This window comes from Pinisolibacter aquiterrae, from assembly GCF_019160155.1.
GTDB lineage: Bacteria > Pseudomonadota > Alphaproteobacteria > Rhizobiales > Ancalomicrobiaceae > Pinisolibacter > Pinisolibacter aquiterrae.
This window is the reverse complement of sequence record NZ_JAFNIH010000041.1, coordinates 341,248-355,749: the sequence shown is the minus strand read 5'-3', so window position 1 is coordinate 355,749 and position 14,502 is coordinate 341,248. Positions and strand designations below refer to the sequence as shown.

Genomic DNA, 14,502 nt, shown 5'->3' with positions numbered 1-14,502 from the left:
GATGGACAAGATGACCCGAGTGTCGCTGCGCACCGCCGCGCCCGCCCCCGCCGACGACCTTCCCGACCTCCTCGCGGAGATCCGGTCGCGTCGCAAGGAATTCGAGGCCCAGCGCTTCATCTCGCAGGACATCATCGAGCGCTTCCGCGCCCTCGGCGTCTATCGGGCGCTGGTGGCCAAGCGGTTCGGTGGCGACGAGGTTTCGCCGGCCGAGTTCTGCCGCCTGATCGAGACCATCGCCACCGCCGACGGTTCGGCCGGATGGGTCGCGAGCTTCGGCATCGGCGGCGTCTATCTGGCCGCGCTGCCGGTCGAGACGCTGGCGAAACTCTACGCGAACGGCCCCGACGTGGTCTTCGCCGGCGGCATCTTCCCGCCGCAGCCGGCGCCCCGGGTCGAGGGCGGCTTCCAGGTCTCCGGCCGCTGGAGCTGGTCGAGCGGATCGATGGGCGCCGACGTGGTCGGCGTCGGCATCGCGCCGAAGTCGGACACCGGCTCGAGCCTGCCGCGCATGGCGGTGATGCCGAAGTCCTCGGCGCGGATCGAGAAGAACTGGGAGGTCTCGGGCCTCCTCGGCACCGGCAGTCACGATCTCGTCGTCGAGAACGTGGTGGTGCCGGAGGAATGGACCTTCGTGCGCGGCGGCGGGGCGAGCCTCGACGAGCCGCTCTATCGCTACCCGGCGCTCGCCTTCGCCACCCAGGTCTTGGCCGTGGTGGCGCTCGGCATCGCCCGTTCGGCGATCGACGAGGTGATCGCGATGGCCGCCGGCCGCGCCTCGGTCACCGGCGCGCCGAAGCTCGGCGACCGCGTCTACGTGCAGCTCGAGATGGCCAAGATCGAAGCGGAGCTGCGCGCCGCGCGGGCCTTCTTCTACGAGGCGATCGACGACGTCTGGACCGTGCTCCTCGCCGGTGAGACGCCGACACCCGACCAAGTGTCGATGTTGCGTCTCTCCTCGACCCATGCCACCCGGGTCGGCGCCGACGTCGCCCGTCGCGCTCAGATGCTGACCGGCATGACCGGCGTCTACGAGGCGAGCCCGCTCGCCGCGCAGGTACGCGACGTCCAGGTCGTCACCCAGCACGCCTTCATGGGCGACATCACCTACCAGAACGCGGGCGCCATGCTGTTCGGCCTCGCCCCCCTTCCCGGCTACCTCTGACCCTTCGGAGACGATCCATGAGCGACAAGAAGCCCCTCCGCACCCTGTTCTGCATCGGCGTCAACCAGAACTTCTTCGACGCCACCCAGGCCGAGGCCAAGGACGTGTGGGTCGCCTTCTCGGCGATGATGAACGGCATCGGCAAGCTGCCGGGCGTCAAGGTTCTCGGCAATCTCGACGACGACCAGATCATGGTCGGCCCGTCGCTGAACTGGCCGTGGACCACCTATGTGCTGGCCGACGTGCCGGACATCGAGACGGTGACCGCCGCCTGCAACCTCTTCCGCGTCACGCCGGTCGGCGACGGCACCTACAAGCTGTGGAAGTACATGCGGGTCGAGGCCCGGGTCGGCCGCGAACTCGTCATCCCCGAATGAGCCGCCGCGCCTGACGCTCGCGCCCGGGGAATGCCCCGGGCGCCCCCATCGCCATCTCGAGAGGATTTCGATCATGCAACAGGTCGCCGTCGTCACCGGCGCCGCCCAGGGCCTGGGCCGTTCCATCGCCGAGGCGCTGCATCGCGCCGGATACCGGGTCGCGGTCACGGACGTCGCCGTCGCGGGCGTCGCCGAAGTCGCGACCGCGCTCGATCCCTCCGGCGAGACCGCGATGGCGCTCGCCCTCGACGTCACCTCGAAGGCCGATTTCGAGGCCGCGCTGGCGGCGATCCTGGCGAAGTGGGGCGCGCTCCACGTCGCCGTCAACAATGCCGCGCTGACCCCGACCACGCCGGTGATGAAGATCACCGCGGAGGAGTTCGACCGGGTGCTGGCGGTCAATCTGCGCGGCACGCTGTTCGGCTGTCAGGTTTTCGGCGCCCATCTGGCTGCGGCCGGATACGGGCGGATCGTCAATCTCGCCTCGCTCGCCGGGCAGAACGGCGGCACCGCCTCGGGCGCCCATTACGCCTCCTCCAAGGGGGCGATCCTGACGCTCACCAAGATCTTCGCCCGCGAACTGGGCGCCTCCGGCGTCACGGTCAACGCGGTCGCGCCGGGGCCGATGGATCTGCCCTCGGTGCATGCCCTGGTGCCGGCGGAGAAGCTCGCCAAGATCGTCGAGACGATCCCGGTGCGCTCGCTCGGCGACCCCGACTTCGTGGCCGACACCGTCGTCCACCTCGCCTCCCCGGCCGCCGGCTTCGTCACCGGCGCCGCCTGGGATCTCAACGGCGGCCTCTTCATGCGCTGAAGACCCCGCCTCCCCGCCTTGCCCACGAGGTCTCGGGATGCTCGACGTCAAACGCTTTCGCGACGGGATGGCGCTGCTCGGCAGCGCCGTCAACGTCGTCACCACCGACGGACCGTCCGGTCGCGCCGGCTTCACCGCCACCGCCGTGTGCTCGGTCACCGACACGCCGCCGACCCTGATCGTCTGCCAGAACAAGGGCTCGTGGACGCACCGCTTCTTCGCCGAGAACGGGGTGCTCTGCGTCAATCTCCTGGCCGCCGATCAGGAAGGGCTCTCCGGTCTCTTCGCCTCCCGCGAGGTGACCATGGAGGAGCGGTTCGAACAGGTCGCCTGGGACCGGCTCGCGACCGGCAGCCCGGCCCTCGCCGGGGCACTCGTCAACTTCGACTGCCGCATCGCCGCGATCCAGGACGTCGGCACGCATTCCGTCTTCTTCTGCGACGTGCTCGACATCCGGCGCGGCGCCGCCTCGGGCGGCCTCGTCTACTTCGATCGCGGCTATCACCACCTGCCCCAGGCGGCGCGCGCGGCGTCATGACCCCGCGTCGTCGGGCGCGGGCGGCGATGAGCGATCATGCAGATTTCCAACCTGCTCGATTTCTCATCAATCGCCGCCACAAGACGCTTGACGATACGTGGTATCCCGAATTACGGTAATATTCATCTAATTCGAAGCTGCACGATGGTTCCGGTTTCCGGGCCGTCTGCCGAAGAGGACGAGATCCCATGGACGGCGACGACGCGATCCTGATCGAGCGGTTCGACCTCGGCGGCGACGGCCTGCGCGTGGCGATCAAGGACACGATCGACATCGCCGGCCATGCCACGCGCGGCGGCTCCGGCGCGCTCGCCGACGCGCCCGCCGCGACCGAACATGCCGAGGTGGTGGCGCGCGTCCTCGACGCCGGCTGCCGGATCGTCGGCCGTGCCAACATGCACGAGCTCGCCTATGGCGTGACCGGCATCAATGCCCACACCGGCACGGCGCTGAACCCGCGCTTTCCCGATCGCATCCCCGGCGGCTCGTCGAGCGGCTCGGCGGCGGCGGTGGCGGCGGGATACGCCGACTTCACCCTCGGCTCCGACACCGGCGGCTCGATCCGCATTCCCGCCTGTTGCTGCGGGGTGGTCGGCTTCAAGCCGAGCTTCGGCCGGGTCTCGCGCAAGGGCGCGGCGCCGGCCGTCACCTCGCTCGATTGCGTCGGTCCCTTCGCCGACGACGTGGTCACGGTGATCCGGGCGATGGAGATCATCGATCCGACCTTCGTGGCCGAAACGCTCGATCATGCGCCGGTGCTCGGCTCGCTCGCGGTCGAGGCGTCGGGGGAGGTCGCGGACGCGGTCGCCGGCGCGCTCGCCACCAGCGGCGTCGCGCTGACCGACCGCGCCGTTCCCGGCTTCGTCGACGCCTTCGACGCGGGGATCAAGATCATCGCCGCCGAGACCTGGGCCGCCTTCGGCGCGCTCACCGCCTCGCCGGCCATGGGCGCCGACGTGCGCGCCCGCCTGCTCGCCGCCTCCAAGGTCACGGCCGAGGAGCTCGCGGCGGCGGAAGCGGTGCGGAGCCGGGTGAGCGCGGCGGTCGACGCGGCGCTCGCGGGTGTCGACGCGCTGGTCCTGCCGACCATGCCCGACGTGCCGCCGACGCTCGAGGAGGCGACCGACGCGCGCGCGGCGATCTCGATCACGGCGCTGGTGCGCATCTTCAATCTCACCGGCCATCCGGCCGTGTCGCTGCCGATCCGGACCGCGCGCGGTCTGCCGGCCGGGATCCAACTGGTCGGGCGGAAGGGGGACGACGCGCGTCTCCTCGCCGTCGCGGCCGCGCTCGAGGCGGGCCTCGCCCACCGCGACGCCTCGGCCTCCGGCCGAAGCGACTGATCCGTCGCGGCGCGTCCGCGCGCCGTCGAACCGCTCCGGCGCGCTCGCGCGCCGAGGCGAACCGCATCCCCTTCGCCACTCGTTCGGGCCCGAAACACGCGTTTCGGGCAAGGAGCCCCCATGTCCGCGCCCTCCCCCGCCCCTCTCGATCTCGCCGGCCTCGCCGCGCGGCTCGACGTCCTGGAGACGGCGACGGCGGCGCGGGCCTGCCTCACCCGTTACATGCGGCTCTGCGACGTGCTCGACGGGTCGTGCGATCTCGACGAACTGGGCGCGCTCTTCACCCGTGACGCGGTCTGGCAGGGACGCGGCTCGCGCTACGCCACCGCCTTCGGCCGCCACGAGGGCCGGGCGGCGATCGCCGCCTTCATCGGCTCCTACCAGAGCCCGACCCCGCATTTTCGCGCCAACGCCCATTTCCTCACCTCCGAGACGATCGAGGTCGAGGGGGCGGATCGCGCCCACGGCACCTGGCTGATGTTGCAGACCCCGACCTTCTTCGACGGGTCGAGCTTCGTCATGTGCGCCGATCTCGCGGTCGACTTCGCCCGCGAGGACGGACGGCTGCGGATGAGCCGGTTCCGCACCACCAATCTCTGGTCCCGCCCCGTCGGCGACTGGAACCAACCTTCGAGCTTCCCCACCCCCGCGCCGATCGCATCCGCGACGGCGACTCCGACATCGAGGACCGATCGATGACCCTCCCGAACACCCCTCCCGCCCAGGATTGGGCGGCTCTCGCCGAGGACGACCGCGTCGCCTCGTCGATGTACACCGACCCCGCCCTGTTCGAGGCGGAGATGGACACGATCTTCAATCACACCTGGGTGTGGGTGGCGCACGCCTCCGAGCTGCCGCAGCCGGGCGACTACGTCACCTCCTGGGTCGGCCGCCAGCCGGTGATCGTCCAGCGCGACCGCAAGGGCGAGGTCCATGTCCTCGTCAACCGTTGCCGCCATCGCGCCGCGACGGTCTGCGAGGGCCGCAAGGGCAAGGCGGCGAGCCATGTCTGCCCCTATCACGGCTGGGCCTATGCTCAGGACGGGTCGCTGCGCGGCGTGCCCTATCAGAACGGCTACGCGCCCGATTTCGACAAGTCGAAGTTCGGCCTCAAGGCGCTGCGGACCGAGGACTATCGCGGCCTGATCTTCGCGACCTTCGACGACACGATCGAGCCCCTCTCCGACTTCCTCGGCAACGCCAAGCCGTGGATCGACCTGTTCCTGAAGCAGGGCGGCGGCTTCCCCGTGAAGACCATGGGCGAGCATCGCTTCCGCTTCCCCGGCAACTGGAAGATCCAGCTCGAGAACACCACCGACGCCTATCACTTCCCGATCGTCCATCGCTCGTTCATCGACAGTCTCGACGAACAGGCCGAGGAGACGTTCACCTTCCTGGGCGGCACCGGCAAGGTCGAGGATCTCGGCAACGGTCACTCGGTGATGGTGATGATCCCGGAGCTGGTCGACCTCGAGGAGAACCTCGACGCGCCGATCCCCGATCGCTTCAAGGCGCTCGCCGAGGAGCTGGCCAAGACCCATTCGCCGGAGGAGGTCGCCCGGATCGTCCGCGCCGTCGGCGGCACCGGCTTCAACATCAACCTGTTCCCCAACGTCGCCTGTTCCATGGCCTTCTTCCGGGTGCTGCGTCCGGTGTCGGTCGAGGAGACCGAGATCCGTCACATCTGCCTCGGCATGGACGGCGGGCCGGAGGCGGCCAATCGGATGCGGATGCGTCTGCACGAGCATTTCCAGGGACCGATGGGCTTCGGCAGCCCCGACGACGCGGAAGCCTGGACGCGCGTCCAGCGCGGCGTCCACGGCGCCCCGGACGTGCCGATCATGGTCAATCGCGGCGTCGGCCTGGAGACGACCTCCGAGAACGGCCTGCCGGTCGGCGACGTCTCGGCGGAGACCGGAATGCGCGCCGCCTATCGCCAGTGGAAGAGGATGATGCAGGCATGACCACGACGCTCGAAAAGCCCACCGCCGCCTCGGCGATCTCGCTCGCGGACGCCTGCGAACTGATCTGGCTCGAGGCCGATCTGCTCGACGGCCGCGACTACCCGGCGTGGCTCGCGCTGTGGACCGAGGGCGGGATCTACGCGATCCCGACCGAGCCCGGCGCCACCGACCTCGCCGCCTCGCTCAACTACGCCTATGACGACGCCGCCATGCGGGCGATGCGGGTGGAGCGGCTCACCGCCGGCCACGCCATCTCCTCGACGCCGGCCGCCGCCACCGTGCGCACGGTCTCGCGCTTCCGCGTCACCGCCCGCGAGGCGGACGCGATCGAGGTGCGCTGCGCCGAGCACGTCAGCGAGTACAAGTTCGAGCGGGCCCGGTTCTGGGCGGCGGACGTCGAATACCGGCTGGTCCGGGTCGACGGCGTCCTCAAGCTCGATCGCAAGGTCGTTCGCCTGATCAACGCCGGCGACGCGCTCGCCGGTCTCTCCTACCTTCTGTGACGAACGGCCGGGTTCGCCCGGCCGTGGGCGTGGAGCGGCGGTCCCTGACCCGGACCGTCGCCCCCCGCCCCTTCCCGACCCATCGACCGCGACCGAACCGGCCGTGGCCCAGAGGATGCCCCGCTCGATGACTCTCGCCTCTCCCATCGACGTCGTGATCGAAAGCCGCAGCGACGACCGCGGCGACATCCTGCGTCTCGATCTCGTCGCGGCCGACGGCGGCGATCTGCCCGCCTTCACCGCCGGCGCCCATGTCGAGATCGCGGTTCCGCTCGCCGACGGCACCGTGCTCGAACGTCAATATTCACTGTGGGGCGATCCCGCCGATCGGCGCCGCTGGCGCCTCGGCATTCTCCTGGAGCCGGCCTCGCGCGGCGGATCGCGGACGCTGCATGCGATCGCGAAGCCCGGCACGCGGCTGCGGATCCAGGCGCTGCGCAATCATTTCCCGCTCGACGCGACCGCGAAGCGCTCGATCCTGATCGGCGGCGGCATCGGCATCACGCCGATGCTGGCGATGGCGGCGGAGATCGCGGCGGCGGGCGGCGACTTCGCGCTCCACGTCGCGACCCGCTCGCAGGCGCGCACCGCCTTCCTCGACGTGCTGCCGGGCTTCGGCGACCGCGTCGTGCTGCACCACGACGACGGCATCGGCGGCGCGCCGCTGGTGCCGGAACGCGATCTGCCGGCGCCCGACGAGGGGACCCATCTCTACGTCTGCGGCCCGGCCGGGTTCATGGACTGGATCATCACCTCGGCGCGCGCGCTCGGTTGGGCCGAGGAGCGGATCCACCGGGAGTATTTCCACGCCGAGGTCGACGCTTCCGGCGGCGCCTTCGAGGTCGAGGCGAAGCGCTCGGGCATCACCGTCACCGTCGACGAGGGCGAGAGCATCGCCTCCGCGCTCGAGAAGGCCGGGGTCCGCATCTCGGTCTCCTGCGAGGAGGGCGTGTGCGGGACCTGCCTCTGCGACGTCCTCGAGGGCACGCCGGACCACCGCGACCACTTCCTCACCGACGAGGAGAAGGCGGCCGGCGACCAGATCCTGATCTGTTGCTCGCGGGCGAAGACGCCGCGTCTCGTGCTCGATCTGTGAGGCGGCATGGGGCGCGGAGAGCGGACGATGCGGGATCACCACATGGACCATCGGCCCGTCCGCTCACGCCTCGGGTCGGCGGGGGACGAGCCGTTCCGACACCTCCGCCAGGAGGTGGTTCATCGCCGCGATCCGGCCGGGATCGAGGCCCTCGAAGGCCTCGGTGAAGACGGCCTCCGCCTCCGCCCGCGCCTTCTGCTGCAGCGCCCGTCCCTTGGGCGTCAGACGCACCTCGGTGACGCGGGCGTCGCGGCGGCGCGGCCGGCAGACGACCAGTTCGTCGGCGGTCATGCGCTGGACGATCTTGGTGGTGGTGTTGAGCTTGATGATGCAGATCTCGGCGATCTCGCTCACCGAGCGGCCGCCGCGTTCGTCCAGGCACATCAGGACGCGCCACTGCGCCACGTCGAGGCCGAGCGGCTTCAGCACGCCCTCCATCGCCTGAAAATAACGTCCGGCGACGCGCGTGATCCAATGGAACGGCCAGTCGTCGGCGCGGAAGGGCGGCGCCTCGATCTCCTCGCCGATCCTGTCCGTCGCTTTCGTCATCGAGATCACCAATCGTTCCGAAGCATCATCGTCCCGTTCGAACCTTCATCCGACAGACGGGAGCAAATTACAAGAGCCCCCTTCGTCGAATCTCCCAGCAACACCCCACCATGACGACCTCCGCGACGCCGGAAACGAAGCGCAACATGCCAGTATCCTCTCCATCAAACCCCTGGAAAAGTGAGTGACGACATGAAGACTGCGATCCTCTCTTCTCTCATCATCGGCGCCGTTGCTTCCTTCGGCTTCGCCGGCGGCGCCAGCGCCAAGACGGTGAAGCTCGAAGTGCAGAGCGCCTGGCCGCTGACCCTGCCGGCGAGCGGGCGCGACGCGGAACATTTCGCCGGGGTGGTGAAGACCGCCTCGGAGGGCTCGATCGACATCAAGCTCTATTCGGCCGGCAAGCTGGTGCCGGCGCTTCAGATCTTCGACGCGGTGCAGAACGGCTCGCTCGACGCCGGCTACACCTCGCCGCTCTACGTCGCCGGCCGCTTCCCGGCGGTGCAGCTCTTCGGCGGCGTGCCGTTCGGTCCGGGCGCGGTCGAATATCTCGGCTGGCTCTACAACGGCGGCGGCCTCGAGATCTGGCGCGAGATCTACGCCAAGCAGGGCGTCGTGCCGGTTCCCTGCGGCCTCATGGATGCCGAGGCCGGCGGCTGGTACAAGAGCGAGATCACCGGCCTCGACTCCATCGCCGGCAAGAAGTTCCGCTTCGCTGGTCTCGCCGGTGAGGTCATGAAGAAGCTCGGCGCCTCGGTCGTCCTTCTCGGCGGCGGCGACATCTATCCGAACCTCGAGCGCGGCGTGATCGACGGCACCGAATTCTCGATGCCGGCGATCGACAAGGCGATGGGCTTCGAGAAGGTCGCCAAGAACTACTACCTGCCCGGCTGGCACCAGCCGGCGGCGATCAACGAGCTGATCATCAACAAGGCCAAGTGGGATTCCATGTCGGAGGCCCAGCACGCCGTGATCGAGACCGCCTGCCGCGAGACCATGCTGTGGGGCGTCACCTCGACCGAGGTGGAGAACGCCGAGGCGATCGAGGGCTTCAAGGCGGCGGGTGTCACCATCCGTCAGTTCCCGCCGGAGCTGCTCGAGAAGTTCAAGGCCGCCACCGGCGAGGTGATGGCCGAGCAGAGCGCCAAGAACGCCGACTTCAAGCGTGTCTGGGAGAGCCTCTCCGCCTATCGTGCCAAGGCCGGCGCCTGGGCCGCCGTCACGAAGTGATCCCGAGCGGGGGAGCGCGTCTCCCCCGCTTCCCACGTCCGTCGAGGGGGAGCCCCGCATGCCAGTCGCCGTCACCGTCATCCGCGCCGTCGAGCGCCTCGCCACCGTGGTCGGCCGGCTGGGGTCGTTGCTCCTGATCGCGCTGGTCGGCACGATCCTGGTCAACATCGTTCTGCGCTACGCCTTCAATCTCGGGCTGATCGAGCTCGAGGAACTGCAATGGCATCTCAACGCCGTCGTGGTGATGACGGCGCTGGCCGCCACCTACGGCGAGGACGCGCACGTGCGCGTCGATCTCTTCCACGACGGCTTTTCCCAGCGCAGCAAGGCCTGGATCGAGGTGCTCGGCACCGCCTTCCTGTTCCTGCCCTTCGTCGTCACGCTCACTCTGCACGCCTGGAGCATGGCCGCCTATTCCTGGCAGCTCGGCGAGGGTTCGCCGATGCCGAGCGGGCTGCCGGCGCGCTACGTCGTCAAATTCGTGATGTTCGCCGGCTTCGCCCTGTTCGGCCTCCAGGGCGTCGCGGTGCTGATCCGTTCGATCCTGGTGCTCGCCACCGGCGACCGCCGCTACGCGATCGGCCACGCCCTCCCCGAAACCACGCCGGCGGGAGACCACCCGTGACCCACGAAGTCCTGCTCGTTCTCCTGCTCTTCGCCTCGTTCCTCGCGGTTCTCTTCACCGGCTATCCGGTGGCGATGGCGCTGGGCGGCGTCGGCATTCTGTTCGCGGGCCTCGGCGAGGTGCTGAACCTGATGGGCGTCGAGGTCGACGCCAGCCTGCGCTTCACCAGTTTCGTCACCAATCGGGTGTTCGACACGCTGTCGAACTACAGCCTGATCCCGATGTCGATGTTCGTCTTCATGGGGTTCATGCTGGACCGTTCCGGCATCGCCGACCGGCTGCTCTCGGCGCTGCGCTCGGCCTTCGGCCGAGTGCCGGGCGGGCTCGGTCTCGCCGTGGTGGCGATCGGCGTGGTGCTGGCGGCCTCGACCGGCATCATCGGCGCCTCGGTGGTGTTGCTCGCCACCATCGCCATCCCGGCGATGAACCAGGCCGGCTACGACAAGCGTTTCTCGCTCGGCACGGTCGGGGCGACGGGGTGCCTCGGCATCCTGATCCCGCCGTCGATCATGCTGGTGGTGATGGGCGATCAGTTGCGGCTGCCGGTCGGCGATCTCTTCCTCGCGGCGATCGTCCCGGGCTTCCTGTTGGCCGGGCTCTACGCGATCTACATCGTCGGCTATGCGCTGGTGAACCCGGCCGGGGCGCCGTCGATCCCCGCCTCCGAACGCGTCGGCGCGGGCACGCTCGCCCTGGAGATGGCGCGTTCGCTGGTCGCGCCGCTGGTGCTCATCTTCGCCGTGCTCGGCTCGATCTTCCTCGGCATCGCCTCGCCGACGGAGGCCTCCGGCGTCGGCGCGGCCGGCGCTTCGGCGCTCGCCTTCGCCGCCGGCCGGCTCGACTGGAAGACGCTCAAGGAGGTCTGCTGGGCGACCGCCAAGACCACCGCCTTCCTCTATGCGCTGATCTTCGGCGCCAGCTGCTTCTCGGTGGTGCTGCGCGGTTACGGCGGCGACACGGTGATCGCCGAGGCGCTCACCGCGCTGCCGCTGCCGCCGCAGGGCGTGCTGTTCGTGGTCGTCTTCGTGGTGTTCCTGCTCGGCTTCGTGCTCGACTGGATGGAGATCGTGCTGATCGTCGCGCCGCTGGTGATGCCGATCGTCGTCGGCCTCGGCTTCGATCCGGTGTGGGTGGCGATCCTGCTGGCGGTGTGCCTGCAGACCTCGTTCCTGACCCCGCCGGTCGGGGCGGCGCTGTTCTATCTGAAGAGCGTCGCGGTCGGCTCGACGGTGCGCGACATCTATGCCGGCGTGGTGCCCTTCGTGCTCCTCCAGCTCCTCGGGCTGGCGCTGGTGTGGATCTTCCCCGACCTCGCGCTGTGGCTGCCCAGAGGCTCGCGCTGAGTCGGCGAAGGACGCGCCGCGCCCCCGCCGGCGCCTCGCCCCTCGAAAAGAAGACGCCCCGCGATCCCGAGGGAGATCGCGGGGCGTTTCCGTGAAGAACGAATGTTCGCGGTGACCTCGAGCCGGCTCAGCTCTCGAGGACCGAGGCGAGGAAGCGATCGGCCGGGGCCTTCGCCGCGACGTCGGCCGGGTGGCCGGTGCGCAGGGCGTCGAGCAGGGCGGCGGCATGGGCGGCGGCGCCGCGCGCCAGGGCGCCACAGCCGGGATCGCGGCCGCTCGCCGGTGTCGAATGGATCCGCCGGACCACCACCTCCTGGTGCTTCTTGCCCGCCTTGCGGCCGCGCGCGCCGATGTGGATCACCACCATGTCGTCGGCGACCTGCGGCAGACCGTTGGTCAGCAGGTTGGTCAGCGTGTCGAGACGCGAGCGCAGGCCGAGATCGTCGAGCAGGAACAGCATGTAGTCGAGATGACCGGGATGGCGGATCGTCTTGAAACAGGCGTTGCGGACCTTGCCGGCGGTGGCGGCGGCGAGGCCGCTCGAGCCGTCGGCAGTGACGAAGGCCTCGAAGGGGGTGCCGTCGAGGTCGAAGGTCTCGTAGCCGGAGAGCGCCGGCACATGGCCGATCTCGCCGTCGACGATCACCTCGGCCGGGCGGGTATATTCTCCGACGAGGCCCTTCATGTCCCAGATGCGGCCGTAACCGAGGCGGCCGATCCGCCGGCGCGGAATGGCGCCGACCCGCACGACGAGATCGTCGACCGTGTCGAAGCGGGCGACCAGATCGGCGACGAGGTCGTCGACGAGGCCGGGCGCGACGCCGGCGGCGGGGTAGATCGCCGGCAGGTCGGCGGTCGCCTCGCGTCGACGCAGGCCCGTCGCCTGGGCGTCGGAGAAGTCGAGGTGGTGGATGCCGAGCTTGGCGGCGGCGGCGGCGACGCGCGAGACCAGCCGCTCCGGCACCGCCGCGACGACGGCATCGGCCCGGCGCAGGATCGCCAGGAGTTCCGGCTCGGCCATCACGTCGCAGAGCACCGCCTCGTGGCCGAGGGCGGTGGCGCGATCGACGGCGTCTAGCACCCCGTCGACCAGCACGACCGAGAAGAACGCGTCGTCGCGCAGCCGCGCGGCGAGCGCCAGACCGACCCGCCCCGCGCCGACGATCACAACCTCGAAGCGTTTCATGGACACGTGTCCTCTCCTACCCCGCCCGACGGGCGTGGGGTCATTCGGGGCACGTGAAATTCGGACTCGTCCGAATTTCATGTGCGTTACGGCCCGACCGGCCGACGCCCGGCCGGGCTCGCCTTCGCTTCCCAAGTTTCGAACGGGCCGAAACTTCGGAAGCTCGGTCTCATTCGTGGAACCGGGCGAGGAAGCCCTGAAGGCGCTCGCTCCGGGGATGAGTGATGATCTCGTCGGGCGTGCCTTCGGCGGCGACCACACCCTTGTCGAAGAACAGGACGCGCTTGGCGACGTCGGCGGCGAAGGCCATCTCGTGGGTGACGATCGCCATGGTCATGCCGGCCTCGCCGAGGCGGCGGATGACGGCGAGTACCTCGCCGACCAGTTCCGGATCGAGCGCGCTCGTCACCTCGTCGAGGAGCAGCACCTCGGGTTGCATGGCGAGCGCCCGGGCGATGGCGACGCGCTGCTTCTGACCGCCGGAGAGATGGGCCGGATAGGCGTCGCACTTCTGCGACAGGCCGACCTGGGAGAGGAGATCGCGGGCGCGCTCCTCGGCCTCGCGGCGCGGCTCGCGCAGCACGGTGAGCGGTCCCTCGACGACGTTCTGCAGCACCGTCATGTGGGGAAACAGGTTGAAGTGCTGGAACACCATGCCGACGTGGCGGCGCAGCGTGCCGATGCCGATCATGTCGCCGCGATCCTCGAACCGATCGCCGATGGCGCGACAACGGAAGCGGAGGGTGCCGTCGGTCGGCGTCTCCAGCATGTTCATGCAGCGGATGAAGGTCGACTTGCCCGAGCCGGAGGGGCCGATCAGCGCGACCACCTCGCCACGGGTGAGCGACAGATCGATGCCCTTCAACACTTCGAGCGGGCCGAAACTCTTGCGGATGCCGATCGCTTCGAGGATCGGGGCGTCGGTGGCCGTGTCGGTCATGATGTCCATCCTCCTCAGTCGCTGACCCGCAGGCGCTTCTCGATGTAGTCCGCCATCTGCGTCAGCGGCAGAAGCATCGCGATGTAGAAGACCGCCATGACCGTGTAGGATTCGAGCGGCCGATAGGTCTGGCCGTTCACCACCGAGGCCATATAGGCGAGATCGGCGACGGAAATGACCGAGATCAGCGAGGTGTTCTTGAACTGGATCACCGACTGATTGATGAAGGAGGGCAGCATCCGCTTGATCGCCTGGGGCAGGATGATGCGGCGGAGCGACTGCGAGCGGCTCATGCCGAGGGCGGCGGCGGCCTCGCGCTGGCCCTTGTCGATCGAGACGATGCCGGAGCGGAAGATCTCCGAATAGAAGGCGCCGACGTAGCAGGCGAGCGTCAGGAGCGCCGCCACCCGATTGTCGATGGTGGCGCCGATCAGGAGCGGCAGCGCGTAATAGACCCAGAGCAGTTGAACCAGCAGCGGGGTGCAGCGGAAGAGTTCCTGATAGACCCGGGCGATGCCCCTCAGGGCGACGAAGGAGGAGAGCCGCGCCCCGCACACCGCCGCGCCGAGGACGATGCCGATCACGATCGAGCCGATGGTGTAGACGATCGTGTAGACCAGCCCCCAGAGGAAGAGGTCGAGATATTGTCCGACGACGTGGAAGTCCCATTGATACGTCATGCGTGAACTCCCGCTGTCGGATCGCGTCGCGGCCGAGGCGCCGACCCGATCGGTCGAGATCCTGCGATCCCATCATCGAGCCGGGCCGAGGCCACCGCAATCCAAAGCCCGTGGAAGAGCCTGTCGCTTTTCTTATAGGCGGCGGCCGG

General features: G+C 69.3%; 16 protein-coding genes. 12 read left to right on the top strand and 4 right to left on the bottom strand.

The window, feature by feature from the left end; genetic code table 11:
- Position 1 precedes the first annotated feature (1 nt).
- The 9 genes from J3S89_RS17135 (at position 2) to J3S89_RS17095 (ending at position 7,800) form a co-directional block, all read left to right on the top strand.
- Complete coding sequence (locus tag J3S89_RS17135) at positions 2-1,165, top strand: acyl-CoA dehydrogenase family protein (RefSeq protein ID WP_230489178.1); 1,164 nt, start codon at positions 2-4, stop codon at positions 1,163-1,165.
- A gap of 17 nt (positions 1,166-1,182) precedes the next feature.
- Positions 1,183-1,542, top strand: a complete 360-nt coding sequence (locus J3S89_RS17130) for a hypothetical protein (RefSeq protein WP_217929024.1) — start codon at positions 1,183-1,185, stop codon at positions 1,540-1,542.
- Positions 1,543-1,615: 73 nt separating this feature from the next.
- On the top strand, positions 1,616-2,356 hold the full coding sequence (locus J3S89_RS17125) for an SDR family NAD(P)-dependent oxidoreductase (RefSeq protein WP_217929023.1): 741 nt from the start codon (positions 1,616-1,618) through the stop codon (positions 2,354-2,356).
- A gap of 37 nt (positions 2,357-2,393) precedes the next feature.
- Positions 2,394-2,894 (top strand): flavin reductase, encoded by a 501-nt coding sequence (locus J3S89_RS17120; RefSeq protein WP_217929022.1) that lies wholly within the window; start codon positions 2,394-2,396, stop codon positions 2,892-2,894.
- Between the two features lie 188 nt (positions 2,895-3,082).
- Positions 3,083-4,237, top strand: coding sequence for an amidase (locus J3S89_RS17115; RefSeq protein WP_217929021.1), 1,155 nt, complete (start codon positions 3,083-3,085; stop codon positions 4,235-4,237).
- Positions 4,238-4,357: 120 nt separating this feature from the next.
- Positions 4,358-4,936: a nuclear transport factor 2 family protein gene (locus tag J3S89_RS17110; RefSeq protein ID WP_217929019.1), complete on the top strand. Its 579-nt coding sequence runs from the start codon at positions 4,358-4,360 to the stop codon at positions 4,934-4,936.
- Positions 4,933-6,201, top strand: a complete 1,269-nt coding sequence (locus J3S89_RS17105; RefSeq protein ID WP_217929018.1) for an aromatic ring-hydroxylating oxygenase subunit alpha — start codon at positions 4,933-4,935, stop codon at positions 6,199-6,201. The genes J3S89_RS17110 and J3S89_RS17105 overlap by 4 nt, the downstream gene beginning before the upstream one ends.
- Positions 6,198-6,704: an aromatic-ring-hydroxylating dioxygenase subunit beta gene (locus tag J3S89_RS17100; RefSeq protein WP_217929017.1), complete on the top strand. Its 507-nt coding sequence runs from the start codon at positions 6,198-6,200 to the stop codon at positions 6,702-6,704. Before J3S89_RS17105 ends, J3S89_RS17100 begins: the two co-directional genes overlap by 4 nt.
- A 127-nt stretch (positions 6,705-6,831) precedes the next feature.
- Complete coding sequence (locus J3S89_RS17095; RefSeq protein ID WP_217929016.1) at positions 6,832-7,800, top strand: PDR/VanB family oxidoreductase; 969 nt, start codon at positions 6,832-6,834, stop codon at positions 7,798-7,800.
- Positions 7,801-7,863: 63 nt separating this feature from the next.
- Here J3S89_RS17095 and J3S89_RS17090 read toward each other — a convergent pair whose 3' ends face one another.
- Positions 7,864-8,349, bottom strand: a complete 486-nt coding sequence (locus J3S89_RS17090; protein ID WP_217929015.1) for a MarR family winged helix-turn-helix transcriptional regulator — start codon at positions 8,347-8,349, stop codon at positions 7,864-7,866.
- A 192-nt stretch (positions 8,350-8,541) separates the two neighbouring features.
- Between J3S89_RS17090 and J3S89_RS17085 the strand changes: the two genes are divergently transcribed.
- Genes J3S89_RS17085 through J3S89_RS17075 form a run of 3 tightly spaced genes read left to right on the top strand, consistent with a single transcriptional unit; the run spans position 8,542 to position 11,547 of the window.
- Positions 8,542-9,579, top strand: coding sequence for a TRAP transporter substrate-binding protein (locus tag J3S89_RS17085; RefSeq protein WP_217929014.1), 1,038 nt, complete (start codon positions 8,542-8,544; stop codon positions 9,577-9,579).
- A 58-nt stretch (positions 9,580-9,637) separates the two neighbouring features.
- On the top strand, positions 9,638-10,204 hold the full coding sequence (locus tag J3S89_RS17080) for a TRAP transporter small permease subunit (RefSeq protein WP_217929013.1): 567 nt from the start codon (positions 9,638-9,640) through the stop codon (positions 10,202-10,204).
- The gene (locus J3S89_RS17075) at positions 10,201-11,547 is read left to right on the top strand and encodes a TRAP transporter large permease (RefSeq protein WP_217929012.1); all 1,347 of its coding nucleotides are present in this window, start codon (positions 10,201-10,203) and stop codon (positions 11,545-11,547) included. Before J3S89_RS17080 ends, J3S89_RS17075 begins: the two co-directional genes overlap by 4 nt.
- Positions 11,548-11,674: 127 nt before the next feature.
- Here the strand turns inward: J3S89_RS17075 and J3S89_RS17070 are convergent, their stop codons facing one another.
- From J3S89_RS17070 to J3S89_RS17060, 3 genes are all read right to left on the bottom strand, one after another.
- Positions 11,675-12,733: a saccharopine dehydrogenase family protein gene (locus tag J3S89_RS17070; protein WP_217929010.1), complete on the bottom strand. Its 1,059-nt coding sequence runs from the start codon at positions 12,731-12,733 to the stop codon at positions 11,675-11,677.
- Positions 12,734-12,902: 169 nt separating this feature from the next.
- Complete coding sequence (locus J3S89_RS17065) at positions 12,903-13,682, bottom strand: amino acid ABC transporter ATP-binding protein (protein WP_217929008.1); 780 nt, start codon at positions 13,680-13,682, stop codon at positions 12,903-12,905.
- A gap of 5 nt (positions 13,683-13,687) precedes the next feature.
- On the bottom strand, positions 13,688-14,353 hold the full coding sequence (locus J3S89_RS17060) for an amino acid ABC transporter permease (RefSeq protein ID WP_217929006.1): 666 nt from the start codon (positions 14,351-14,353) through the stop codon (positions 13,688-13,690).
- Positions 14,354-14,502: the final 149 nt, after the last annotated feature.